Source organism: Vibrio penaeicida, from assembly GCF_002933855.1.
Lineage (GTDB): Bacteria > Pseudomonadota > Gammaproteobacteria > Enterobacterales > Vibrionaceae > Vibrio > Vibrio penaeicida_A.
The window spans coordinates 245,842-271,851 of the sequence record NZ_BFAQ01000011.1 but is presented as its reverse complement, the minus strand read 5'-3'; the positions used below and the strand labels follow the sequence as shown (position 1 = coordinate 271,851).

The window sequence follows — 26,010 nt, the reverse complement described above, 5'->3', positions numbered from 1 at the left end:
TTGGGAACATTCTAGCTTCGCAAAGCATTTACCTGATAGTGATAGGAATCCCCTATGTCACGTACTATTATGCTTATCCCTACTAGCGCAGGTGTTGGTCTTACCAGTGTTAGCATGGGCGTTTTACGCGCTATGGAGCGTAAAGGTGTTAAAGTTTCATTCTACAAGCCAATCGCACAGCCACGCAGTGGCGGTGACCAACCTGATCTGACATCAACTATTGTTAGTTTCAACAGCGACATGAAAATTGGCGATCCTACGCCGATGACCCAAGCTGAAGCACTTATTGGTGCTGAAAAAATGGATGAGCTGCTTGAAACTGTGGTTGAGCGTTACAACCGAATTAACAAAGATTCCGATGTGACACTTATCGAAGGTTTGGTTCCGACTCGTAAGCACCCATTTGCTAACCAAGTAAATGCTGAGATTGCGAAAACGTTGGGTGCTGAAATCGTATTTGTTGCGACACCAGGCACTGACAATCCAACTCAGTTAAAAGAGCGAATCGAAGTTGCTTGTTCTAACTTTGGTGGAACAAAAAATAAGAGCATTTCTGGCGTTATTATTAACAAGCTGAACGCGCCTGTTGATGATGCTGGTCGTACTCGTCCCGATCTGTCTGAAATCTTTGATGATGCAGATAGTGCGCACCAAGCGAACCTAGAAGTGATGCAAATATTCAACTCTAGTCCAATTCGCGTATTAGGTTGTGTGCCTTGGAGCATCGACCTGATTGCTACTCGTGCTATCGATATGGCAAAGCACCTGAATGCAGACATCATCAATGAAGGTGATATTGCGAGTCGTCGTATCAAGAGCATCACATTCTGTGCACGTTCGCTTCCAAATATGATCGAGCACTTCCGACCTGGCTCTCTGCTTGTTACATCAGCCGATCGTCCAGACGTTATCGTTGCAGCCGCTTTGGCTTCAATGAATGGCGTTGAGATTGGTGCAATTTTGCTGACGGGTGGCTACGATATCCCAAGTGAAATCGTTGATCTATGTAAGCCTGCTTTTGAAACAGGATTACCGATCTTCAAAGCACAAGGTAACACTTGGCAGACGTCTTTGAACCTACAAAGCTTTAGCCTAGAAGTGCCAGCGGATGACCGTGAGCGCATTGAATTCGTTAACGACCATGTTGCTAGTCATATCGATGGTCCTTGGATCGACACCCTAACTGAAGGCTCTGCCGCAGTTCGTCGCCTAAGCCCACCGGCATTCCGTTACCAGCTAACCGAATTTGCTCGTCGCGCGGCGAAACGTATTGTCCTTCCTGAAGGTGATGAACCACGTACCGTGAAAGCAGCATCTATCTGTGCAGAACGCGGTATTGCGGAATGTGTCCTTTTGGGTAACCCAGAAGAAATTAAGCGTGTAGCAGAACAACAAGGCGTTGTTTTAGGCAGTGGTGTTGAGATCATCGACCCAACAGTCGTTCGCGAAAAATACATTGCACGCTTGGTTGAGTTGCGTAAGAACAAAGGCATGACGGAAGTCGTTGCACGTGAGCAATTAGAAGACACAGTGGTTCTTGGCACAATGATGCTAGAACGCGAAGAAGTTGATGGCTTGGTTTCTGGTGCGGTTCACACAACGGCTAACACCATTCGCCCACCACTTCAGCTAATCAAGACTGCACCGAGCGCTTCTCTTGTTTCGTCTGTGTTCTTTATGCTTTTACCAGATCAAGTATTGGTTTACGGTGACTGTGCTATCAACCCAGATCCAAACGCAGAGCAACTGGCGGAAATTGCAATTCAGTCGGCTGATTCTGCAGCCGCATTTGGTATCGACCCACGTGTCGCAATGATCTCATACTCGACCGGTACATCTGGCCAGGGTGCAGACGTTGAAAAAGTACGTGAAGCAACCAAAATCGCCCAAGAAAAGCGCCCTGACTTGGTTATTGATGGGCCACTTCAATACGATGCTGCAATCATGGAAAACGTGGCTGCTTCTAAAGCGCCTAACTCTCCAGTAGCAGGTAAGGCAACTGTATTTGTATTCCCTGACCTAAACACAGGTAACACAACATACAAAGCGGTACAGCGTAGTGCTGATCTTGTTTCAATTGGTCCAATGCTTCAGGGCATGCGTAAACCAGTTAACGATTTGTCTCGTGGTGCTTTGGTTGACGACATTGTTTACACTGTCGCACTGACAGCCATTCAGGCAAAACAAGCAGAAGAAGCCGAAGCTTAATTCTCGGTGCGAGAATCAAAAAAACCGCCTGTTGGCGGTTTTTTTTGAAGAATACTTAGTGACTATTCTTGTAATTTAATCCATAAACAATTTACTTTGCCCATAAACTATAAGCTCAGCTTTATCGATACTAATTTAAAGTTGCGGAATAAAATCTATCAAGCTCTTGAACAGCTTGATTTACATATTGCTCTTGGTCGTAGAGATCAAAATGCTTTGCTCCTTGAATTTTCACCAACTCCGCATTCCCTCCTTTTTCTTTACTCCTTTTTACAGCAACCTCACTAAAGTAGGCGGATAAAGCTTCTGTTCCAATTACAGCCATATAAGGCGTATTTGACAACAGTTCCATGTGCTCTGAAGGATTAAAAGCATACCTAGTATCAAGCGACATGGCAGCGCGCATTGGCGTGTAGTTTTCAGCTCCCCCACCCCTTTCAGGGTTACGGTAGTAATCTGCTGCTCTCACCCAAAATGCATTCATGTCCTTAGCACTTTGCTGAGTCGGAATACCATCAACTAAGACAACCTCTCCCGTATCGAAATATTTTTGGCGAGCTTCACTTGCCATCTCTATCTGTTGACGATATTGCTCAACGGGTGTTCCTTTTAATACATCCATATATTGAGTCGCACCTCCCATTGCATAGTCGGTAAAGTCGACAAAACCACTCACCGTCGCAACAGAATCAATCCGTGTGTCTTGCATCGCTGTTTGGAGGCTGTAACCTGCACCAGAACATAAACCCAATTCACCAACTCTATTGCTATCAACCCCGGGGAAACGGCGAATAAAGCTTATGGCACTTTTTATATCTTCCACTTTCATTGGTGCATTTTCCATTCCACGGGGATACCCACCACTCTCACCATAGGTACGATGATCAAATGCCATAGCGATGTATCCTTTAAGTGCCAACTTCTCTGCGTATATCCCAGCAGTTTGCTCCTTCACACCACTGGCAGGTGTAATAACCACAATTGCCGGATAGCTCTTTGATGGTTTGTAATTCGGTGGCAGGAATACGTTTCCTGCGATGCGAGTATTTTCACTTTGGAATGACACTTTGTTCTTCCCACTTTTCAGATCTGCTCCTAAAAAATCATCATTAGCCATAACTAATGATGAACCAAGGATTGCAGAAGTTAGTAGCGATAAACTAAGCAGCTTGATGTTTTTCATAAAGAACTCCTTCTGTGTTAACTGCCCACATATCTTACGAAGTCGTTATTTCATGATATATACATCCAGAGACACATGATTGTTTACTCATATTCACCAATAAAAACAGATAGTGCCTATTTCATGTAATGCTTGAAATTGGAAACTACAAATTCGGAGAATGCCCTAAGCCTTACTGGCTGATGTTTGTCTTGTGTATACAGAACATAGAATGGAATAGAATCGATATGCCAATCTTCAAATAAAGGAACAAGCAGATCATCACGCAACTCTTTTCTGCAATAACATTCGGGCACTCGAATAATACCGTTTCCGGCACATGCTGCTCTCACCATCACCCTGCCATTTTTGCAGGCAAAGTTGGCTTTTATCAGAACCTCTTTTTGTTCTTGAGTGACTTTATGCGTGAATACCCAATGATTAACCGATCCTGAAACACACCGATGCTTTGCAAGATCACTAGGTAAGACCGGATTACCATACTGGGTTAAATAATCTGGACTGGCATAAGTGCCAATTTTGATATCGGTCAGCTTTCTTGCTATCAACGAAGAGTCTTCTAAGCTTCCCATACGAAAAATAAAGTCATACTGCCCAGAAATGATATTGACACGATCACTCGAAAAATCTAAATCAACATGAATATCCGGGTATAGATTCATAAAATCATTTATCAAAAGAGCAACAACATCTTCAGCGAGATGTCCGCCTACACAGTTGATTTTTATAGTCCCTGCTAAGGCGTCCGAGCTCTCTAGAACACTTTCAATGGCATGGGATATTGCACCTAGAGAATCCTTACAACGATGAAAAAAAGCTTCTCCTTGCTGGGTAAGACGTTGGGTACGAGTCGTTCTTGCAAGTAGCGTAACACCTAGCGCGGTTTCCAACTGCACTAATTGTTTGGATACATTTGAACGAGAGCACATCAGTCTCTCACTCGCCTTTGTAAAGCTTCCTTCTTCAACAAGCACCACAAATGTTTTGATATCGGAAAGGCATGGATGGTTTTTCATAGCAAACAGCGCATCTTAAGGTCTGCTGACCTGAGTAAATGAAATTGTTACGTAAGAGCGCTAACTAATACTGAAACTATTGGTTGGATGTCAATTCAACAGTTTAAACATTAGCCTATTAAACGAAAGTAATCGTTCAAGCTGAGACACGTTTGCCAAGTTTTAGAGAGTTTAATTAAAGAAAAACCCCCTCCTCAATGAGGAAGGGGTTTTATGTCTATAGGGTAACTAAATTAGTGTTACGCTTGAATACCAACAATCAACCACGGAGCATTAGGTTGCGTTAAATCACGCTCTAAGTGCCATACGTCAGTGATGTCTTCTTCTACACCTTCAGCTGCGTCGCGGTAACGACCACTAAATTGAAGGCTAAGCTGTGCAGACGTTGCATTGTGGTCTGCACGAACAATTTCAGCGTCTACGTACATAACGTCAGTATGTTGCTCACCTTCTAGCTTTGCGCGTTCTGCAGATAGGTCATCAAACAACCCCGGAGAAACGTACTCACGAATCGTTTCTAATTCGTTGTGATTCCACGCACCTTGCAGTTTGCGATAATGCTCACGAGAACCATTAACAAATGCAGCATGATCAAAGCCCGGTGGGTAATTGTGCGGAACGTCGCTTGTACCTGCTGCTCCAAATCCACCAGATAACGGCTGAGTTTGTTCGAAGTTATGAACATTTGGCTGCTGTTGTGGTTCAAACGTATTGCGGTTTGCACCAGAGTAGGCAGGTTGTTGCTGATTCATGCTTCCTTGCTTAGAGGCAAGCATGCCTTTCATCAATTTAAAGATAACAAAGGCAATCAGTCCCATGATTAGGATATCCATAAATTGGATACCTTCGAAGGCACCACCAAAGAATGCCGCTAATAGCCCACCCGCAAGTAAACCACCTAGCAAACCACCCATTAGGCCTTTCTTGCCGCTGGTTTGTTTACCTTGATCTTTGCCGATGGTGTTTGTGTTTTGTTGTTGCTGTTTTGGAGCAGGCGCAGTTTTGTGGCTTTTACCAAATGATTTACCACCACCGAATTTCTTTGCTTCAGCAATCGGTGCAGCGGTGACAGAAATCATTAATAAAGCGACAAACGCAAATAATCGTTTCATCGTTATGTTCTCTTAATTCTAATTTTAACAGTACGTACATATGGTCAACCCAAGCGAAAATCAAGGCGGCACAAGTACTTTAAGAATCATAGCCTCAAGTTGTTAACAATAAAATACGTGCAACAAAAATGTGTGTTTCAGGATATTGCTAACAAAACCATCATTAATGGTTAGTGTCTCATTGAAAAAACATCATAGCTGTACATGGATACTAATTCGTACAGCTCGGATTTCAGTAATTTGAGCTCACAGGTGTTTCTCGTCTTGACCCCTATATAAGCGACACTTAAAATAATGAACATTGTTCATTTTAATACACTCAACCATGGCCAGACGTAACGATCATACGCGTGAAGAATTGATAGCACTTACCCTCGATAACGTGAAATCTTTCCTAGAAGAAAAACCTCATCACGAGCTCAGCCTCAGAAAGATTGCCAACATGATTGGTTACGTCCCAAGTACTCTTGTGAATGTATTTGGTAATTACAATTTGTTGTTATTACAAGCCGTTGCACAAACTTTGGACGAGCTATCGCAGCAAGCAGAAAAAGCAGTCGAAGATGCTCAGCATCCAATTGATGCCCTGCATAAGCTGGCGTATTGTTACCACGATTTTGCTTTGGCACACCCGCATCGCTGGCAACTTATTTTTCAACACACAATGAACGGGGAAGAACTACCGTCTTGGCAGTCCGAACGAATAGATAAAATGACGGGCATGCTTGAGAGCTTGATTCAAATGATAACCCCTGAAGGGTCTGATCAGAATGTGGTTGAAGCCAGTCGAGTGCTTTGGGCAGGAGTACATGGAATTACCTTGCTTAGCGTGGATGATAAATTCTTTTCTGCCTCTCCAGTCGATGGCAAAATTTTGATCGACAATCTACTGTCCAACTATTTAGCTAACTGGCAAGCATAAGGAATTTGAATGCCTAAACAGCACCCGTCTTTAATGACACAAAAGCGCTTTCTCCCGTACTTTATCACACAATTTTTTGGCGCATTTAACGACAATATCTTTAAAAATGTGTTGTTGTTATTTGTTGCTTTCGCCGGAGCTGAAGCACTACCTGTATCAAGTAACCTGTTTATTAATCTCGCGGCCGGTTTGTTTATTCTGCCTTTCTTTTTGTTCTCTGCCTCTGCTGGGGTCTTAGCAGACAAATACGAAAAAAGTGCGTACATACGAAAAGTGAAGCTAGCGGAAATAGCCATCATGACGCTGGGCGCTATTGGCTTTGTGACTGAAAGTTATTTGATATTGCTAATTTTGCTCTTCTTGATGGGTACACAATCTGCTTTTTTCGGTCCTGTTAAATACGCATTGCTCCCACAGCATTTAAAACGAGATGAACTCGTTCCTGGAAATGCGTTAGTAGAAACGGGGACTTTCCTAGCTATCTTATTGGGCACCTTAGGTGCTGGCGTGATTGCATCAGTTGATAATGCAACCACGGTAGCGGCACTTTGTGTTGTCGGGTTTGCTTTTTGCGGCTATGTGGCGAGTCGCTCTATCCCAGAGGCAGCGCCTACCGCTCCAGACGTCGAATTTAAGTGGCGACCGATATCACAAACCAAACGTACGTTAGCAATAGCAAAGCGTGACCGCGTCGTTTTTCAAGCCATTATGGCAATCAGTTGGTTTTGGTTCCTTGGGGCCAGTTATCTAACCCAATTCCCTAATTACACAAAACTGCACTTAAATGGCAACGAAAGCGCAGTCTCGTTTCTACTTGCTCTGTTTTCGGTGGGTATCGCCATTGGCTCTATAGCGTGCGATCGGATATCCAAACATAAATTGGAACCTGGTATCGTACCTGTCGGAAGCTTTGGCATTAGCGTATTTGGTGTGATGATGGCTACCTTCACCCCTGACTCTTTACCGATGTTCAGCGACTTCATGAGCTTCCTTTCCTACCCAGAGCTTTGGCCTGTATTCTTTAGCTTACTCATGCTGGGGGCGTCTGGCGGTTTGTTCATTGTCCCACTTTATACATTGATGCAGACACAAGCGCGTGAAAATGAGCGAGCTCAAATTATTGCTGCAAACAACATTTATAACTCCATTTACATGGTAGGTAGTGCGGTGTTGGGTATTGTGTGTCTTAGCGTGCTCGAGCTTGCCATTCCAACCCTCTTTTTACTTCTTGCCATATTGAATATATTTGTCGCCACTTATGTGTATTGGCAAGTGCCTATGTTTTTATCTCGCCTAGTTTTGTGGATGTTCACCCACACCATGTATCGAGTTAAGCACAAGAACCTAGCCAACATACCAAAAGAAGGGGGCGCATTAATTGTCTGCAATCACGTCAGCTATATGGATGCCCTGCTGATGATTGGTGCATGTAAACGCCAAATACGTTTTGTAATGGAAGAGGAATACGCTCATTTCCCTCCGATTAAAACACTATTGGAGAATGGTGGAGTGATCGCGATTGACGGGACCAACAGTCGTTCTGTTCGCCAAGCGTTCAATGAAGTTAAAAAAGCACTAAATAATGGCGACGTCGTTTGCATTTTCCCAGAAGGTCGATTGACCAATGACGGCAACATGAACCCATTCATGCGGGGTATGGATTTGATTCTAAGACGCTCACCAGTACCCGTTATTCCAATGGCACTCAAAGGGCTATGGGGCAGTTACTTTAGCCGTTCAAAGGATGGTAAAGCATGCCATGGTCTCCCACGACGTTTTTGGTCTAAGGTTGAGATTGAAGCAGGGCAGCCTGTTCAGCCAAAAGATGCCACAACAGAATATATGTTTGAAAAAGTATCTGAACTTCGCGGTGACAGGCGCTAACCAACACTACATTTACGATCGAAATCCTTGAAATCAAAACTCTTACAATCAAGTTTTCTGTAATAAAACTCAAAAGAGCGGCTAACTCGCTCTTTTTGTTTTAATTATTCCTAATCTTGATTGTTTTTAGCTTCGATTTTCAAGCCACGTGGCCAGCCATTTCCTTGAAACCTTAACTCCCCCGTGTTTTTGGGTGACGCTTGGCATCAAGTGATATTCAATCGGCCACTTGAACTTTTCCAGCTTGTTCACCAGAGTGCTTTCATACACTTTTTTAGGTTCTAAAAAATCCGTATCAAGTACCGCAACAGGTCTGTAACCATAAACCTCATCTTTAATTGGAATGACTATGGCGACCCGTATATCTATAAGAGTATTGAGAACCGCTTCAATTTCTTCGCAATGAATGTTCTCACCACCAGATATAAATCGGTTGTCTTTACGTCCGACGACAATCAACTCGTCTTCTTCTAGGTAACCCAAATCTCCCGTTGAAAACCAACCATCATCATCTTGTAGGCGTTCAACCTGTCCTTGACGGTAATACCCTATGGATAACGTACCCCCTCTCAGCCTGATTTCTCCCTCAACACATTGTATGTCTCTGTTTGGCAGAACTTTACCCGAGGAAAGCTTTTGATTGGTGCGCTTTGCCGTCACGGTCGATGCAGCTTCAGTAAGCCCATACCCCATCCAAGTGTCGATACCTCGGTTTTGAGCTCCTTCAATAAGAGTACTTGGAATGTGACTACCACCGAGCAATACTCTTTTAAGTAAGCCCAAATCGCCACTATCGAGAAGCCGCTTCAACTGAGTAGAAACCAGTGACGCGTGAGTAACAAACCTCAAATCATGAAGCCAACCTTTTGTCGTAGGAATAGCCATCGTCGCACCTGATACCAACCATCGCCACAATATAGCGAGCCCTGACACATGATAAAGAGGCAAGCTTAATAACCATTTATCACCCCATTTAAATTCAAACTCACTCAACAACCCTGTTGCGGATAAAATGTGATTGGATTCCGTGTGTGCGACCGCTTTAGGATCACCCGTGGTCCCAGATGTGAAAATCAAACTCGAAATGGCTGGCAGTATTTGTGTTGGAACAAACTTATCCCGCTTTTGGTATTCCCACTCACTAGAAGGTTGTTGTTTAAACACCAATGCAGGGGTGATGGACTCCAACTTTTTCTTGATGATGTCTTTTGGTGAAGGTGCAATAGGGGCAAAAATCGCCCCAATTTCTTGGCAACTCAGCGCTATCTCTAAAAGAAAGTCATCGTTTTTTCCAACACACGCAACCACATCCCCAGCAGCGACTCCCATTTTATTCAAAAACTCGCTACGGACAATCACCTTATTGAGTAACGATTCCCACGTTACACTTTCGTCTTCATTCACCAGCGCGATTTCATCTGAGCGAGATTTCGCCCATTTACGCAATAAAGAATCTTTTAGCACTGAAACACGAGTTCTTGGGAGTCAAGCGATGTAATGGGTAAGGACGATCCAGGCCAAGGAACTTCAAGCTGTGAAGCAAATAAGCTCAGGGTGTCCAACCCTGGCACACTTCTCGGCGTTAGCCAGTGCGCCAAACGTGCGAGTTGATTTAACCCCAAACTGGACTCTAGCGATGAGCTAATCACACTGGATATACCCAATTTTTCCGCTTGCTTGACCAACGCAGCACAACGTTCAATCGACCCGATCAAGCTCGGCTTAATCACCAAACTTTTCACCCCGGTAAGCTCCGATAACTTGAAGCCCTCTTCTTTAACCGCATGTTGAAGCGTTTCATCCCAAGCGATAGCGATGCCAGTATCGATAGCAAATGCGAGGCTTTCACCCGGTCTTTTACACGGTTCTTCTAAAAAGGCGATTCGTTGTCGATAAGAAGGGTTAACGTGACTCGCGAACTTGCGCGCTTCTTCTGGTGACCACGATCGATTGGCATCAAGACGAAGGGACAAATCGGGAATAGATTCAAGAAACAGGTTCACCAACATTCCATCACGAATGGGCTCATAGAGACCGACTTTGATTTTGGCTACCTTCTCTCCCTGAATGTGGCTAAGGATAGGCAGTAGCTCGTCTGGATCACCAGTACAAAGTGGAGCAACATTGTAGTTGCCGTTTTCAGGCAAACCACCAGCCAACTCCATTTGAGCAATAGATAATCCGAAAGCAACCGAAGGAAACAAATCGTCCAATTCCAACACCCCCTCTTTTGCCCACAATGCGAGTGCTTGTTGTAATTGCTCTCCTGCTTCGTCAAAACTTTCTTGGCTAAAACCCGGTAGAGGCGCAACTTCACCATATCCAGTTTTCCCAGCTTGGGAAAGCTCGACAATCCACCCCTCTCGTTGAGGAAGTTTTTGGTCGCGTAATATCACCCCGCTATCCATAGCCAGTTGATACCTGTAGAGCTTTACATTTCGCATAGTGCTATCCTTTTCCTACCTAACTGCGTGGCAAATTGTTTTCAATTAACTTGATTTTATTAGGCATAATTTGCCAATGACGATGTTATATACTCAAGCTACCTAAGTAACCAATTAGGGATTGCGAGGGAATTTATAAAAGTCAGGGCGGCGCTTTTCATTGAATGCATTTCTACCTTCTTGCCCTTCATCCGTCATATAGAACATCATGGTCGCATTACCTGCAAGCTCTTGAAGCCCAGCCTGACCATCACAATCCGCATTTAATGCTGCTTTCAAGCAACGTAGTGCCATGGGGCTATGTTGCAATGTCTCTCGACACCAGCGTACCGTTTCCTTTTCGAGATTTTCAATCGGTACAACGGTATTCACTAATCCCATATCCAACGCTTCTTGAGCATCGTAGAATCGACACAAAAACCATATCTCACGAGCCTTTTTCTGCCCCACAATACGTGCCATATAAGAAGCGCCCCAACCACCATCAAACGATCCCACTTTCGGCCCAGTTTGGCCAAACTGCGCATTCTCGGCGGCAATGGTCAGGTCGCACATCATATGGAGGACATGACCACCCCCTACCGCGTAACCTGCTACTGCCGCAATCACGGGTTTGGGGCATGTTCTTATCTGACGCTGGAAGTCTAGTACATTCAAATGATGTGTGCCGTCATCATCTTGATATCCACCGTAATCGCCGCGGATTTTCTGATCACCACCGCTACAGAAAGCATCTTCACCTAGTCCTGTCAGGATGATCACCCCGACCTTACTGTCGTACCGTGCATCTGCCAGAGCGTGAATCATTTCGTTCACCGTTTGTGGCCTGAACGCGTTTCGCACTTGGGGGCGAGCAATGGTAATTTTAGCTATGCCATCCGATGATTTATGATAATGAATATCTTCATAACGATTACTTGAGCTCACCCATTCAACCGGAGCATAAAGCTCCTCTTCTGTAATACCGACCGTTCTTGCCATCGTTTTCTCCGAAAGTTATGACTGAAGTTTGTACTCAATCACACATTGATTAATGATTTGGGCAAAGGCTGCAGGTTGCTCCTGATGCACATTGTGCCCAGCATTTTTAACTAAACTGAACGTCAACCCACTTGATTCCGCTAACGTTTTGAATTTTTCATCTTTGTCACCACAAACGTATTGAACGCAATCGTGTCTCAAAATTTCATTCAGTAAATAGGGTTGTTTCGCCAATGACGTAGCGCGTAACATTCTCGAAACGCCGACCGTATTATTATTTCGCCTTTGCCTAATAACACCTTGTCTTTGCTCATGATTTAATGAGTTAAATACTGATTGTTGATACCAGTCCTGCAATACCTGCTCTATATTTTCCTTGGCAAAGCGTTTCGCCCATTTAAGGTCGTTTTTCCATCTGGCATTTTTTTCTAATTCGCTTTGTAATCCAAAATGCCCACCTTCTAATACGACTTTTACAATATTGACTTGATCCCAATGACCGTTAGCTAATCCAGACATCGCAATCCGAGCACCCAGAGAGTACCCAACCAAAATAACGGGGGTATTTTGCGACAACCTCACCTTCAGAGTGTCTTTGACTTGTTCGCACGCCTCGAAAAAGTTAGCAGCCTTAATATTGGCACTTCTACCATGCCCCGCTAAATCAATGCCTAAGCAGTCGTATTTCTTCAAATACTTAGAAGTGGTTTCCCAATCAAAGGCATTGCCCAAAAAACCATGAAGAAATACCACTACAGGCTGGTTTACATGATCTTCATGGTAAGACAACCATTGACTACTTAATCTCATATTGACGACCTAAGCGCATTGCAAACCTTTTCCGTAATGGGTTTTAACTCACAGGATGTTTGCTCGGGCGGGGTAATCAATTCAACCAACAAAGTGCCAGTCCCCGACGCTAGGTGGCTCACTATTTCTTGTATGCAGCTTGACGTATCACTTGGTGCCGCGTAGCTCAAACCGAATTGCATGGCCGCGTACTTGAATTGATACCCATGCGGCATTTGATAGAGCGCTCTTTTTCTATCTTGAGGAACGGGCAATAAATCGAAAATAGCGCCACCATCGTTATTGGAAACCAAAATGACCGAGGGGTGATCATTGGCATGAGTCCAAAGAGATAAAGAATTGAGATCATGCAATAAAGAAGTGTCCCCAATCATAACTAAGGATTTGTTTTTGCTGGCTGAGTGTACACCTGCGGCCGTTGCAACTAAGCCATCGATCCCTGATGCCCCACGATTCGAATAGATTTCGAGTTCAGGTGTTTTCGCCAACATATCCACCAATCGAACCAGCAAGCTATTACCAAGGAATATCGTAGGTTCATCCAAGATGTGGTCGAATAAGCGCAAAACTAAATCCGCTTCAGAACACGCTACAAATTCGTGAGAACGAATAACCTTTTGGGTGCTTTCTGATACTTTTTTTAATGTATCTCCCCAGCCATGATATTGAACGTCTGCCGGACTTATTCGGCTCAACGCGTTTTCACACCAATAACCGACATCCGCAATAACTCTATGTTGTACCCTATGGCTTGGATTCAGTCGTTGCTGATAAGGCTGAACGATTTGATAATCACAATGGTCACCACGTGTTTCTATCCAATTTAATAGGCGTTTTGAAACGAGCCTCGCCCCAAACTGAAGAATCAAATTGCAGTCGTCTAACGCTTTACTAGCCTCGGGGCTCTTTAACCAGAGGTCATAATGTGCAAACTCACTGCCCACCCCACTTTGAGGATCGCAGAACACCGGCCAACCTAAGCACTTCGCAAACTCAAGCGCCTTTTGAGATTCAGATAAATTTAATGAACCAAGAATCACAACACCTTTTTTGCTTTCTATTGAGTTGATTGAACTGAAAGAATCGGGTGAAAGGTTGGGTTGAGAATGAAAGTGAGACACACCAGTTAAAGGGGAGCGAGATTCATACCAAGGCTTTACTTTAAGTAGATAAGGATCATCGAAATTTGCTTCTTTTCCATCATAAAGCGGCTCGGGGTATGGGCAATTGAAATGAATGACACCACCATGTTCGGATTGAAAATGCATTGCCTCATCAACAGTGGATAGCAGCCAATTGGGAGGGATTCGCGTATTTGGACTTGGAAGATTGACGGCTTTACCCACATGCGAGGAAAAAATACCCATTTGCTCGATGGCTTGATTCGCACCACAATCGATCAGCTCTACTGGGCGATCAGCGGTGAGTACAACAAGTTTCTCGCCTGTCAGATTGGCTTCGCATATTGCGGGCAGCAAATTGGCCACCGCAGTACCAGATGTCACCACAATAGCGACAGGTTTATGGGAAGCTTTTGCCAAACCTAGCGCGTAAAATGCTAAGCCACGTTCGTCATAGTGGCAATGAAGGTCCAATGCTGAATTGGCATCAGCTTCAAGCGTTAACGGCGTTGATCGCGAACCTGGTGCGATGCAAATATCTTCAACCCCGAATCGGGCTAGTTCTTCTAATATCAGCGTTGCCCAAACGCGATTCAAGCTCGCTTGTCCAATCATGATGCTACCTCCACTTCTGACAGCGTGGTAAATAGACTCAGCAGCGTTGACATTTTCTTGTCTATTTCCTGCCACTCTATGTCTGATTCTGACCCAGGAACAATCCCCGCTCCGGCATAAAAATGTATGTGTTTAGCGGTAATTTTTGCACTTCTGATAGCCACACAAAACTCTGCTTCTTCTCGATTAAAAAAACCAACATTGCCGCTATACCATTCTCGATTAATGGGCTCGTTTTCTTGAATGAATTCTAGTGCTTCTTCTCTTGGTAGCCCTGCAATAGCAGCAGTTGGCTGGAGTATGGATAGAATGGGTTCACCGCTTGATGTTTTCGATATTTTAGCCTTGATCACTCTGCGTAAATGCTGAACCTTTGACAGCTTCTTGATGCTAGGAGATTGCTGAATTTGAATTTGACTGCAAAAAGGGGCTAGACGTCCAGCAATGTCCTCTACAACGAGCTGATTCTCTCGCTGATTCTTTGGATCGTTAAGCAACCAATTAGAAAGCAAAAAATCTTGTTCAGAACTGCTCCCTCTTTCTACCGTTCCTGCCAACGCTTCCGTTTCTAACTCCAACCCAACACGTTTGTATAACCGCTCAGGTGTCGAACCCACAAATGCATTCTCTTCATCGAATACAAATGCAAAATGATAACTTCCTTCGTTCTTTTTCTGACTCGCTCGAATAAATGCAAAAGGAGAGATTGTGTGGGGCTGCTCAAACGTTGTTTGACGAGCAAGAACCACCTTTTTCAATGTACTGCTTTGGAATTGGGTTAATGCGCGACTGACCAATCCATCCCATACCTTTTCTGTAGGTTGATGCTCAACAAAGGTGAGTTTGGGTAAAGGAGCATGATGAGAGGAGCGTGAGCAACAGGTCTCCAGAGAGGCTAATGCGTTGAGAGCAGTACTTTTGTCGCTAGTGAGGTTTACGCTAAGCGTCCAACCATCGTCATTTCGAATCAATTCTATTTGGGGAAGAAAGCAGTAGGATTCGGGTTTTATGTTGGTATTTGTGTTGTTGAATTTAGTACTGGAACTGTGCCGATCATGCTCAGCAAAGCTCGATACAACCCATATATTTTGTTTCGGCTTTAGCCCGACTTGTGCATCAGCAGTAGACCGGTATTGGAAAACCTGTCCTAGAGTGGCTGCTTCAGCATTTCCGTCCCTCGATTTCCAGTACAGTTTAGGGAAATGAGGCTGATGTTCTAACCAATCAAGCAAAGAAAAACTAGAATCAAGTTCAATAGGCAAACTTACTCGATGTTGGTTCTCCTTTCCTTGGTAAACATATTCAATTAGTTCGTTAATTTTTGCTTGTAGAGGCAACAAGGCAATCTCACTCTTCTTCAAACTGAGATCATCTTATCTTAGGTCGGCTATTCTATTTGTTGATGTTAGACAAATCTGAGCGGATTTAGGGAAAAATTCGGGCTACACAGAAATCGATATTCAAGTTATCTAAGGTGCATGATTGAGGCAATTTGAGTGTGTATGTCAGAACAATATAAAAACCTGAAATTTCAAACAGATTTTTATTCTATTAAGAATTTAAATAGTGTACTTTTAGAAATTAAAATAAAATAAATCGGGATTTACTCAATGCAAAATATCGGGATGTCATCAAAACTCGACAATGTCTGCTACGACATTCGAGGTCCTGTACTCAAACATGCTAAGCGCATGGAAGAAGAAGGGCATAAAATACTAAAATTGAATATAGGCAACCCTGCCCCATTCGGTTTTGACGCCCCAGATGAAATTCTTGTTGATGTAATCCGCAACCTGCCCACTTCTCAAGGGTATTGTGATTCAAAAGGCATTTACTCCGCGAGAAAAGCGGTGGTGCAACATTATCAGCGAAAAGGCCTTTTAAACCTTGATGTAGAAGATGTCTACATCGGCAACGGCGTATCCGAGCTTATCGTTATGGCTATGCAAGCTTTGCTCGATAACGGCGATGAAATGCTGGTCCCTGCCCCCGATTACCCATTGTGGACTGCTGCCGTCTCCTTATCAGGTGGAAATGCCGTTCATTATCTATGTGATGAAGAATCCGATTGGTACCCTGATCTCGAAGATATGAAGGCGAAAATCACACCAAAAACACGTGGTTTGGTGCTGATTAACCCAAATAACCCTACAGGTGCGGTATACAGCCGTGACTTTCTTCTGGAAGTGATTGAAGTTGCCAGACAGCACAAATTGATTATTTTTGCCGACGAAATCTACGATAAAGTCTTGTATGACGGTGCTACGCATACTTCTATTTCGACACTGGCTGACGATGTTTTGATGGTCACGTTTAATGGTTTATCTAAAGCGTATCGCGTGTGTGGATTTCGCGGTGGTTGGATGTTTTTGACTGGTCCAAAAGGCATTGCAAAGGGCTATGTTGATGGTCTAGACATGCTTTCATCAATGCGTTTGTGCGCCAATGTCCCTATGCAACATGCCATACAAACCGCATTGGGCGGCTATCAAAGTATCAATGAATTACTTCTGCCTGGTGGACGGTTGCTAGAACAGCGTGATAAAGCTTATGAATTGATTACTCAAATTCCAGGTATTACATGCGTCAAGCCCAAAGGGGCCATGTATTTATTCCCTAAAATTGATGTGAAGAAATTCAACATTACCAATGATCAGAAGTTTGTTCAGGACTTTCTGATTCAAGAGAAAGTTCTTCTTGTTCAAGGCTCTGGGTTTAACTGGCCAAAACCTGATCATTTCAGAATCGTTACCTTACCACACATCGAAGATTTGGAAACCGCCATAGGTCGGCTGGAACGTTTCCTAACCACTTACAAACAATAAATTTTAGCTTTAACAACGCCTCAATATTGATTGGGGCGTTTTTTGTTTGGCTAGTTGTACCTTTCTGCTCAATCTCTTACTCTCTATACTCAAGTTAGCACTTTGAAATTATTCGAGTATCGCACCTATCCGAAAAGAAGGAGCCATTCATGGCACGCAGTCATTTTTTTGCTCATTTGGCCCGAATGAAGCTTATCCAGCGTTGGCCTTTAATGCGTTCTGTTTCCTCAGAAAATATTTCTGAACACAGCCTACAAGTCGCGTTTGTTGCGCATGCACTGGCCATCATCAAAAATAAAAAATTTGGCGGCAATGTTAACCCCGAACGAATCGCTCTATTGGGTATGTACCATGATACCAGCGAAGTCCTAACTGGCGATTTACCTACACCTGTAAAGTACTATAATCCTGACATCGCCAAGGAATACAAAAAGATAGAAGCGGCGGCAGAAGAAAAGCTTGTCTCTATGTTACCAGAAGAATTTCGAGAGGATTTTGCACCTTTTCTAATTTCAAAAAATGCGCATAAGGATGATCAAAATATCGTAAAGCAAGCCGACAGCTTGTGTGCATACTTAAAGTGCCTAGAAGAATTGTCCGCGGGTAATCACGAGTACGCGCAAGCGAAAAAAAGACTCGATAAAACGCTAAAAGACAGAAAATCCCCTGAGATGGATTATTTTTTAGAAACGTTTGCAGAGAGCTTTGAATTGTCTCTCGATGAAATAAGCTAACTGAGTATTTAGTACTATAGGTTAATAAGTTAATAAATTAGTAAGGCTTATTGAATCAGAAGAAGTAAACCAGCGAGGACTCAATGACAGAAACCGATCATAATGCATGGCAAACTCGAATGAATGCAGAGCAAAAGATGCGAAGAGACGATCATAGAGATCCGTTTCAACGAGATCGCGCTCGAATCCTCCATTCTGCTGCCTTCCGTCGATTGCAAGCCAAAACCCAAGTCCACGGTACTGGCGTCAATGATTTTCACCGAACACGACTAACCCACTCGCTGGAAGCGGCTCAACTCGGCTCAGGGATACGTGCTCAGGTTAAACGCAAACAACCTGACCTCGCCGACCTGCTCCCTACCTCTAGCCTGATGGAAGCCTTGTGTTTGGCACATGATATCGGTCACCCACCTTTTGGGCATGGCGGTGAAATAGCCTTGAACTATATGATGCGTGAACACGGTGGATTCGAAGGTAATGCGCAAACTTTTAGAATTATCACCCAACTTGAACCCTATACTGAAAACCACGGGATGAACCTGACTCGAAGAGCACTGCTGGGACTCATCAAATACCCGGCTCTCATCAGCGAACTGCGTTCATCATCCATTCCAGAATCCGTGTCTAATCAGCGTAAACTCAAAGCCAACGACTGGCACCCTGCTAAAGGGATATATGACGATGATAAGTCTCTGTTTGATTGGGTATTGGAGCCTTTGAGTAACAACGATAAAGAGCTCTTTTCAGCGCTGAGAGCTCGCGATTACACGCCATTTGAGCATAAAAAGACTCAATACAAGTCTTTGGACTGCTCCATTATGGAACTTGCAGACGATATTGCTTATGGGATTCACGACCTAGAAGATGCGATTGTACTGGGCTTGATTCATCGCTCACAATGGCAGGAAGTGGCTGCAAGCCAATTAGCTGAATGTGGCGACAAATGGTTTGAAGAGAACATTCAACTGATCAGTGAAAAACTATTTTCTGGTGTCCATTATCAGAGAAAAGATGCCATTGGTGGGATAGTAAACGCATTACTGACTAGTATTAGTATCAAAGAGTTCACCGAAACAAGATTCGATGAACCTCTATTGAGGTCGAACGCTAAATTAGAAGAACCCGCCGAAAAGGCATTGGAAATCTTTAAACAATTTGTGAGTCGATATGTTATTCAAATCCCTGAGGTACAGGTTGTTGAATACAAAGGGCAACAAATCATTATTGATATTTTTGAAGCACTTAGTGGTGACCCTAAAAGGCTTTTACCAGAAATAATTCGCCAAGACTGGATTAAAGCAACTGAATCTCACGACGGCGGGATGCGCGTTATAACGGACTATATTTCATCATTAACCGATGGTTCCGCTCAAAGGTTGCATCAGCAGCTATTTTGCTCTTAATTGAGCGGAAAAGCTCAACCCTCTCGAAATGTCCACAGACCCTAATAGTTTTGCGCGCGGATATGCGGTGGTATGTGTTTAAACTGCATATCCACCATTTGATTAAAGCTCTCTATCAGTGGGGTAAAATCTCGCGTTCCATCTAAGATATTCAGTAAATGAAATCCTGCTTCTACTGTAGACAAACTATTACTTGAAGGGGCTTTTCGAATCCTGTAGTTCCCTTCAAGGTCATCTGGTAAAGCAACACTCGTTAAGGGGTGTAGATTTTCACTAAGTCGCCATATTTTATATGCCTTTTTCCACGTACCATCTATTAATAGCACACGGTGTTTTCTGATTTTGTGATTGTCCAAATGAAACACTGGGACACTCTTTTCACTTGGGAACAATACTGAGTGGTTATAGCTATCATCTTGAAGCAGAGCGTTAAGTTCAGTGTGTTCTGAAAAGTTTTCCCCCACAAAAATACGGCATGAATCTAGAGATAAGTTCAAAATCCTTGCTGTCCCCATCGCGCGGTGCACTTCATCAGGATGTTGAAGAATAATGAGTTCTACCTCAGAATGGAGGTCTTGTATGGTATGGCAAATGCACATTTTCTTTGCCTTGCCGCAATCTTGGCAATATCGGTATGTAGAAGCAGATTGATGATCAGACATAAAGCAGAGCTCGTTCCCGTTGTTACCGTATTCCTAATCGCCATGATTATTGCAGAATACCCTGCTTTCCAACCTTGGCTACCTTGGAATGCTGACTTAATACTGGATGGTCAGTGGTGGCGAATCGTATCAGGAAACTTCACACACACCAATCTTAATCATCTCATGCTTAATGCTGCAAGCTTCGCAGTGATAGCCTTTTTTTTTCGATATACCGCGTCATGGCTTTCTCTGCTGATTGTTGTTCCCCTTTTATCCACACTGATTGGAATTGGACTGTTAGCCAGCGACATGTACCAATATGCGGGTTTTTCTGGCGTACTGCATGGCATTTTTGCGTTCTACGCCATTACGGAAACCATTCAAGGAAGAAAATACAGCGGTTTGCTGATTTTAGGTATTTTAATAAAAATTGGGTGGGAAACCTGGGTTGGTCCTTCAGTAGACACGGAAGCACTCATTGAAGCGAAAGTGGCAACAGAAGCCCACATCGCTGGAACTATCATCGGGTTAATTCTCGGTAGCCTACAACCGAAGGGGTGGGTAAAGGCGCACTCGTAGGTGCGAGTTGAGATATAAATGACCCAACTCGCAGGAATGCATCATCTAAAGCAATATGCGTTCTTTATTCTTTTCAACGGTAGATTTACCTATTCCCTTAATTTTTATCAAGTCTTCAGCCTTTTCAAACAAACCATTTTCTTGACGAAATTGAATAATATCCTTGGCTTTTTTCTCACCTATACCAATCAATAACGTTTCTAGCTCCTCAGCTGTCGCTGTATTGATGTTTACGGTAATTTCTATGCCATCATACTTATCTGCTTTTTGAGTGCTTTTAGAAGGTGAAGAGGTGCTCTCTGAGAAAACAGGAAGCGACACGCAGAAAGAAAGAGATGCGATAAGAGCCAGTTTGACGAACTTCATTTTACATTCCTTGTATAAAAAAACGTATTCTGAACAGATGAAAATGATTAGAAAACAGTCAATACTAGAAATAGAACAGGCCGCATAGTGCGGCCTGTATGATAAACAAATTAGTTACATACTTTTACGGCTGAGTACTCTCAATTACATAGAACTCCACATCCGCGCTTTCACGCAGTGCTTTGCTCAGTGCAACAACATCTTGTTCACCGTTAGAGCGTACTAACTGCATACCGATTTGTGCAGCAAACGCTGGTTGCTCTTCAGCAGCAACGCCAGCGAGCTCAACGACAACGATATTGCCCGAGAAGTCTTTAGACTGCCCGTAAACTTTCTTGCCTTCTTCTGGCTTTGTCAGAGCATATACCGTGTTTGCAAGCGGATTGCCACGATTTATGGTTTCTTGCTCGCCAAACGCTAAGCCTTCTTGGTCAAGAACACTTGTGTCACCGTTAGATAGCGTTTCGATAAGCTGATCTGCAAGTTCAACAGCTTTTTGCTCACCTTTTACAACAGACAACTGCTGCACAACTTGATCTTTCACTTCTTCAAACGGCAGTACTGTTTCTTCGCGAACTTCATCAACACGAACCACAACAACATGCTCAGGTGCAATCTCAACAGGAATTGAGTTTTCACCATTTTCTTTCACTTCTACACTGTGGATAGCTTCTTGAACTTCTGGGCTGCTTAGAATCTCTGGCGCATTAAAGCGAGAGACAAAGTCCGTAGTTTTCACAGTACCTTCAATCAGCTCAGCTGATGGTTGTAGCGAATTAGGGGCTTCAAAAGCAATTTGCTCTAGGTCATTGTAAAGATCGTGGAAACGGTCAGCAGCTTTTTGATTAACGATGTCTTGCTTAATCTCGTCTTTAACTTCACTTAGCGGTTTAGTCTCAGAAGCTTTCAAGTCATCTAATTTGATGATGTGGTAACCAAAGTCAGATTTAACCAAACCCGTTGTATCGCCAACCGCGGTCAGAGCAAACGCCGCTTCTTCAAATGCTGGATCCATAACGTCACGTTCAATCCAACCTAAAGAACCGCCAGTTTCAGCACTACCAATATCTTCAGAGCGAGATTTTGCGAGCTCAGAGAAGTCAGCACCTGCCCTCAATTCATCCAAAATAGCTTGCGCTTTGGCTTCTTCATCGCCTTGAACCAGAATATGGCTCACACTGCGCTGCTCAGCTGTAGAGTATTGATCAATGCTCTCTTGATAGTATGCTTCGATGTCTTCTTCAGTAACATCTACATTCGCTTTCAATGCATCACCAGAAAGCTCTAGGTATGAAACTTTGACTTGTTCTGGACGAGTGAACTGAGAGGCATTCGACGAGTAGTACTCTTGAAGTTCTTCATCTGAAGGATTTGCAGATTTTGCAAACTCTTCAACATTTAATTCAAGCGTACGAATATCACGAGTCTGAGTAATCAGTTTGGATTGGTCAGCAACTTCACCTGGAAGACTAAACTCACTTGCGCTTACCGCTTGAAGAAGCTGATTGCGTACTTCACTGCGGCGCATTACTTCACCAAATGATTCTGGCGTGTAACCAGCACGGCGAAGAGAAGTCTCGTAGATGTCCTGATTGAATTTGCCTTCCAATTGGAATTCTGGCATTTGCAGGATCATATCAAGTACTTGTTCATCGCTGATTCGCAGACCAAGTGATTTAGCGTGATTCTCAAGCAGGATTTCATTCACCATTTTATCTAAAACTGACTGACGCAGTCTTTGAACGAAATCGGGGTCTGAAAGAAGGTTAGCGTATTGCTCACCATATTGCGCTTGAAGCATGTTGCGTTCATTTTGATACGCTTGCTCAAAAGCTCCGCGGCTAATCTCAACACCATCGACTTTAGCAGCAACGTTGCTACCACTACCGATATAGCCACTGACACCAGTGAAGACAAAGGACAGAATAATAAGTCCCAGAATAATTTTAACTGCGATGCTGTTTACGCCTTCGCGCAATCGTTCCATCATAATGTAACAACTCTCCAAAATTGAGCCTGAGCTCTGACTAAGCACTTAAATCTACACAGTAGCGAATCTAATTATCCAGCTCACTGATAAATATGTGTGATTTAGATCTGCAGTCCACAAAAAAGTTCATTAAAGAAATGAGTACATTTTCAATTTTCTAGACCGCACTTACTCAGAAGGGAGCAGGCATTTCGCTCTATAGCGTTGAATGGTGAAGATGATATCAGAAAAAGAAATGCGCACCACATTGATGCGCATATTTCAGGACTTTTTGGCGTTTTTGAGCGCCATTCCCAGTAATTAACCTTTAGCAGGTCAATTCAAATTTAGTTACACGCGTCTTTAAGCGCTTTACCAGCTTTAAATGCTGGTACTTTTGCTTCCGCGATTTGGATCTCTTCACCAGTCTTAGGGTTACGACCTGTGCGAGCTGCACGAGTACGTACACTAAACGTACCAAAGCCTACCAATGCAACTTGATCGTCAGACTGTAGAGTATCACTCACTGCTTCAATGAATGCGTCTAGGGCACGACCCGCTGATGCTTTTGAAATGTCAGCGTTCTCTGCGATTTTTTCTACTAGTTGTGTTTTATTCACGTGATGTTCCCCTTTAGTACTACCGATTCCAAAATGGCAGTATTCGTTCCGTTAAAAAATTTAGTTATTTTTAAACCACACCTTATGGATAAAGGCGTTGTCCTTGGTGGATAAACTTAGCGTCCAAAAAAAACGCTGACAAGCCTTTTCAAGCAAGTCAGCGTGTTTTGTTTAGTTATTTTTGCTGCACGTCACTATTTTACAGACTCTAGAGTGACTCCAGACGGGTCTTTTTCTAATGCAATCGTTAACACGTCGTCAATCCACTGAACCGGTTTAACCACCAGATCCGCAATAACATTGTCAGGAATCTCTTCCAGATCACGTTCATTGTCTTTTGGAATTACCACGGTTTTAATGCCACCACGGTGAGCAGCAAGCAGTTTTTCTTTCAATCCACCGATTGGAAGTACTTCACCACGCAAAGTTATTTCACCTGTCATCGCTACGTCTGCTTTCACAGGGTTTCCTGTTAGGCTTGAAACTAGTGCTGTGCACATCGCGATACCAGCACTAGGACCATCTTTTGGTGTAGCGCCTTCTGGCACGTGCACGTGAATATCACGCTTTTCGTAAAAGTCTGAGTTGATACCCAATCTTTCCGCACGAGAGCGAACAACGGTCATCGCAGCTTGGATAGACTCTTGCATCACATCACCAAGAGAACCCGTTTGCGATAGTTTGCCTTTGCCCGGCATAGATTCGGTTTCAATCGTCAACAGATCGCCGCCAACTTCCGTCCAAGCTAATCCAACAACTTGTCCGATGCGGTTACTGTCGTCTGCTTTACCAAAGTCATGACGCTGTACACCAAGGAAATCTTTAAGATTTTCGATGTTTACGACTACTTTCTTAAGGCTAGAATCAAGCAGGATATTCTTGACTGCTTTACGACAGATCTTCGAAATCTCGCGTTCTAGGCTACGTACACCCGCTTCACGCGTGTAGTAACGAATAATACCGATGATTGCAGAATCTTCGATCTCAATTTCGTGTTCTTTCAAACCATTACGCTTGATTTGCTTACTCACCAAGTGACGTTTAGCAATGTTCAGCTTTTCATCTTCTGTGTAGCCAGACAGACGAATCACTTCCATTCGGTCAAGCAATGGACCTGGAATGTTCATTGAGTTAGACGTCGCAACAAACATGACGTCAGACAAATCGTAGTCCACTTCAAGGTAGTGGTCATTGAATGAGTTGTTTTGCTCCGGATCAAGTACTTCAAGTAACGCTGATGCAGGATCGCCGCGCATGTCAGAAGACATCTTGTCGATTTCATCCAACAAGAACAGTGGGTTTTTCACTTCCACTTTCGACATTTTTTGAATCAACTTACCCGGCATTGAACCTATGTAAGTGCGTCGGTGACCGCGGATTTCCGCTTCATCACGCACGCCACCCAAAGCCATACGTACATATTTACGACCAGTAGCCGCCGCAATAGAGCGACCAAGAGAGGTTTTACCTACGCCCGGAGGACCAACCAAGCAAAGAATAGGACCTTTAAGCTTGTTGATACGGTTTTGTACCGCCAAGTACTCTAGAATGCGCTCTTTAACGCGCTCTAGACCGTAGTGGTCTTCGTTTAGCACTTCTTCGGCTTTAGAAAGGTTCTTCTTCACTTTAGAGCGCTTAGCCCAAGGAACCCCAACCATCCAGTCGATGTAGCTGCGTACAACCGTTGCTTCGGCCGACATTGGAGACATCATCTTAAGCTTTTGTAGCTCTTGTTCCGTCTTCTCACGCGCTTCTTTAGGCATCTTCGACTCTTCGATCTTAATCTTCAGAGTTTCAAATTCGTCTGGTGCATCATCCATCTCACCAAGCTCTTTCTGAATGGCTTTCATTTGCTCATTCAGGTAGTACTCGCGCTGAGATTTTTCCATTTGCTTCTTAACGCGACCACGAATGCGTTTTTCGACTTGAAGCAAATCGATTTCTGACTCCATCTGCCCCATCAAAAATTCTAGACGTTCATTGACATCTATAATTTCAAGAACTTGCTGCTTGTCATTAAGCTTTAGAGGCATGTGAGCTGCGATGGTATCGGCAAGGCGCGCAGCTTCGTCAATTCCGTTCAAAGAAGTTAAGACTTCAGGCGGAATTTTTTTGTTCAGCTTGATGAAACCTTCAAACTGATTGATAGCGCTTCGAACGACGACTTCTTGCTCGCGCTCGTCCAACTCTGGAGTTGGTAAGTATTCGGCGTCTGCTAGGAAAAAGTCATTTTCTTTAAACTGATGAATTTGAGCGCGCTGTTGACCTTCTACCAACACCTTCACAGTGCCATCTGGCAATTTCAACAACTGTAGGATTGTGGCTACGGTACCAATGGAAAACAGGTCATCGATAGACGGCTCATCTGTGTCTGCTTGCTTTTGTGCGACAAGTAGAACTTGTTTGCTGGTGTCCATCGCAGATTCCAGGCAACGGATTGATTTCTCTCGGCCAACAAACAAAGGGATAACCATGTGTGGATATACCACTACATCTCTCAAGGGTAATACGGGGATCTCGATACGCTCGGAACGTTCCAAGTTCATACTATTCTCTCTTCCGTTTCTGCTTATT

21 protein-coding genes are annotated in these 26,010 nt (G+C 43.7%); 7 read left to right on the top strand and 14 right to left on the bottom strand.

Annotated elements, in window-relative coordinates:
• Positions 1-54 precede the first annotated feature (54 nt).
• Complete coding sequence (pta, locus tag VPNCDNU1_RS04715) at positions 55-2,208, top strand: phosphate acetyltransferase (RefSeq protein ID WP_104399283.1); 2,154 nt, start codon at positions 55-57, stop codon at positions 2,206-2,208.
• A gap of 130 nt (positions 2,209-2,338) precedes the next feature.
• Here the strand turns inward: pta and VPNCDNU1_RS04710 are convergent, their stop codons facing one another.
• The 3 genes from VPNCDNU1_RS04710 to VPNCDNU1_RS04700 form a co-directional block, all read right to left on the bottom strand.
• Positions 2,339-3,391 carry an alpha/beta hydrolase gene (locus tag VPNCDNU1_RS04710; protein ID WP_104399282.1) on the bottom strand — a complete coding sequence of 351 codons (1,053 nt, stop codon included), beginning with the start codon at positions 3,389-3,391 and terminating at the stop codon, positions 2,339-2,341.
• Positions 3,392-3,507: 116 nt separating this feature from the next.
• On the bottom strand, positions 3,508-4,407 hold the full coding sequence (locus VPNCDNU1_RS04705; protein WP_104399281.1) for a LysR family transcriptional regulator: 900 nt from the start codon (positions 4,405-4,407) through the stop codon (positions 3,508-3,510).
• Positions 4,408-4,646: 239 nt separating this feature from the next.
• Positions 4,647-5,519 carry a Tim44 domain-containing protein gene (locus VPNCDNU1_RS04700; RefSeq protein WP_104399280.1) on the bottom strand — a complete coding sequence of 291 codons (873 nt, stop codon included), beginning with the start codon at positions 5,517-5,519 and terminating at the stop codon, positions 4,647-4,649.
• A gap of 325 nt (positions 5,520-5,844) precedes the next feature.
• Between VPNCDNU1_RS04700 and VPNCDNU1_RS04695 the strand changes: the two genes are divergently transcribed.
• Together VPNCDNU1_RS04695 and VPNCDNU1_RS04690 are read left to right on the top strand one after the other, a co-directional pair.
• A complete protein-coding gene (locus VPNCDNU1_RS04695) occupies positions 5,845-6,441 on the top strand; it encodes a TetR/AcrR family transcriptional regulator (RefSeq protein WP_104399279.1) in 597 nt (198 codons plus the stop codon).
• Positions 6,442-6,450: 9 nt separating this feature from the next.
• The gene (locus VPNCDNU1_RS04690; protein WP_104399278.1) at positions 6,451-8,325 is read left to right on the top strand and encodes an MFS transporter; all 1,875 of its coding nucleotides are present in this window, start codon (positions 6,451-6,453) and stop codon (positions 8,323-8,325) included.
• Positions 8,326-8,451: 126 nt separating this feature from the next.
• On the opposite strand, the gene menE is transcribed toward VPNCDNU1_RS04690, so the two are convergent.
• The 6 genes from menE to VPNCDNU1_RS04660 all read right to left on the bottom strand — a co-directional run bounded on the left by menE (position 8,452) and on the right by VPNCDNU1_RS04660 (position 15,657).
• A complete protein-coding gene (gene menE / locus VPNCDNU1_RS04685; RefSeq protein ID WP_237324085.1) occupies positions 8,452-9,771 on the bottom strand; it encodes an o-succinylbenzoate--CoA ligase in 1,320 nt (439 codons plus the stop codon).
• 11 nt (positions 9,772-9,782) lie between these two features.
• Positions 9,783-10,769 carry an o-succinylbenzoate synthase gene (gene menC, locus VPNCDNU1_RS04680; RefSeq protein ID WP_104399276.1) on the bottom strand — a complete coding sequence of 329 codons (987 nt, stop codon included), beginning with the start codon at positions 10,767-10,769 and terminating at the stop codon, positions 9,783-9,785.
• 114 nt (positions 10,770-10,883) lie between these two features.
• Positions 10,884-11,750 carry a 1,4-dihydroxy-2-naphthoyl-CoA synthase gene (gene menB, locus VPNCDNU1_RS04675; RefSeq protein ID WP_104399275.1) on the bottom strand — a complete coding sequence of 289 codons (867 nt, stop codon included), beginning with the start codon at positions 11,748-11,750 and terminating at the stop codon, positions 10,884-10,886.
• Positions 11,751-11,765: 15 nt separating this feature from the next.
• Positions 11,766-12,560 (bottom strand): 2-succinyl-6-hydroxy-2,4-cyclohexadiene-1-carboxylate synthase, encoded by a 795-nt coding sequence (gene menH, locus VPNCDNU1_RS04670; RefSeq protein WP_104399274.1) that lies wholly within the window; start codon positions 12,558-12,560, stop codon positions 11,766-11,768.
• Positions 12,557-14,296 carry a 2-succinyl-5-enolpyruvyl-6-hydroxy-3-cyclohexene-1-carboxylic-acid synthase gene (gene menD / locus VPNCDNU1_RS04665; RefSeq protein WP_237324084.1) on the bottom strand — a complete coding sequence of 580 codons (1,740 nt, stop codon included), beginning with the start codon at positions 14,294-14,296 and terminating at the stop codon, positions 12,557-12,559. The genes menH and menD overlap by 4 nt, the downstream gene beginning before the upstream one ends.
• Positions 14,293-15,657, bottom strand: a complete 1,365-nt coding sequence (locus tag VPNCDNU1_RS04660; protein ID WP_104399273.1) for an isochorismate synthase — start codon at positions 15,655-15,657, stop codon at positions 14,293-14,295. The genes menD and VPNCDNU1_RS04660 overlap by 4 nt, the downstream gene beginning before the upstream one ends.
• 249 nt (positions 15,658-15,906) lie before the next feature.
• Between VPNCDNU1_RS04660 and VPNCDNU1_RS04655 the strand changes: the two genes are divergently transcribed.
• From VPNCDNU1_RS04655 to VPNCDNU1_RS04645, 3 genes are all read left to right on the top strand, one after another.
• The gene (locus tag VPNCDNU1_RS04655; protein ID WP_104399272.1) at positions 15,907-17,121 is read left to right on the top strand and encodes a pyridoxal phosphate-dependent aminotransferase; all 1,215 of its coding nucleotides are present in this window, start codon (positions 15,907-15,909) and stop codon (positions 17,119-17,121) included.
• 149 nt (positions 17,122-17,270) lie between these two features.
• Positions 17,271-17,855 carry a 5'-deoxynucleotidase gene (gene yfbR / locus VPNCDNU1_RS04650; protein WP_104399271.1) on the top strand — a complete coding sequence of 195 codons (585 nt, stop codon included), beginning with the start codon at positions 17,271-17,273 and terminating at the stop codon, positions 17,853-17,855.
• 83 nt (positions 17,856-17,938) lie between these two features.
• A complete protein-coding gene (locus VPNCDNU1_RS04645; protein WP_104399270.1) occupies positions 17,939-19,258 on the top strand; it encodes an anti-phage deoxyguanosine triphosphatase in 1,320 nt (439 codons plus the stop codon).
• A gap of 41 nt (positions 19,259-19,299) precedes the next feature.
• Here the strand turns inward: VPNCDNU1_RS04645 and VPNCDNU1_RS04640 are convergent, their stop codons facing one another.
• Positions 19,300-19,920, bottom strand: a complete 621-nt coding sequence (locus VPNCDNU1_RS04640; RefSeq protein WP_104399269.1) for a tRNA-uridine aminocarboxypropyltransferase — start codon at positions 19,918-19,920, stop codon at positions 19,300-19,302.
• Here VPNCDNU1_RS04640 and rrtA point away from each other — a divergent pair.
• Complete coding sequence (gene rrtA / locus VPNCDNU1_RS04635; protein ID WP_104399268.1) at positions 19,909-20,481, top strand: rhombosortase; 573 nt, start codon at positions 19,909-19,911, stop codon at positions 20,479-20,481. The genes VPNCDNU1_RS04640 and rrtA overlap by 12 nt on opposite strands.
• 45 nt (positions 20,482-20,526) lie before the next feature.
• Here the strand turns inward: rrtA and VPNCDNU1_RS04630 are convergent, their stop codons facing one another.
• From VPNCDNU1_RS04630 to lon, 4 genes are all read right to left on the bottom strand, one after another.
• Positions 20,527-20,847 (bottom strand): ComEA family DNA-binding protein, encoded by a 321-nt coding sequence (locus tag VPNCDNU1_RS04630; RefSeq protein ID WP_104399267.1) that lies wholly within the window; start codon positions 20,845-20,847, stop codon positions 20,527-20,529.
• A gap of 124 nt (positions 20,848-20,971) precedes the next feature.
• Complete coding sequence (gene ppiD, locus VPNCDNU1_RS04625; protein ID WP_104399266.1) at positions 20,972-22,837, bottom strand: peptidylprolyl isomerase; 1,866 nt, start codon at positions 22,835-22,837, stop codon at positions 20,972-20,974.
• Positions 22,838-23,163: 326 nt separating this feature from the next.
• Positions 23,164-23,436 carry an HU family DNA-binding protein gene (locus VPNCDNU1_RS04620; RefSeq protein WP_101113587.1) on the bottom strand — a complete coding sequence of 91 codons (273 nt, stop codon included), beginning with the start codon at positions 23,434-23,436 and terminating at the stop codon, positions 23,164-23,166.
• A gap of 194 nt (positions 23,437-23,630) precedes the next feature.
• Positions 23,631-25,982 carry an endopeptidase La gene (lon, locus tag VPNCDNU1_RS04615; protein WP_104399265.1) on the bottom strand — a complete coding sequence of 784 codons (2,352 nt, stop codon included), beginning with the start codon at positions 25,980-25,982 and terminating at the stop codon, positions 23,631-23,633.
• Positions 25,983-26,010: the final 28 nt, after the last annotated feature.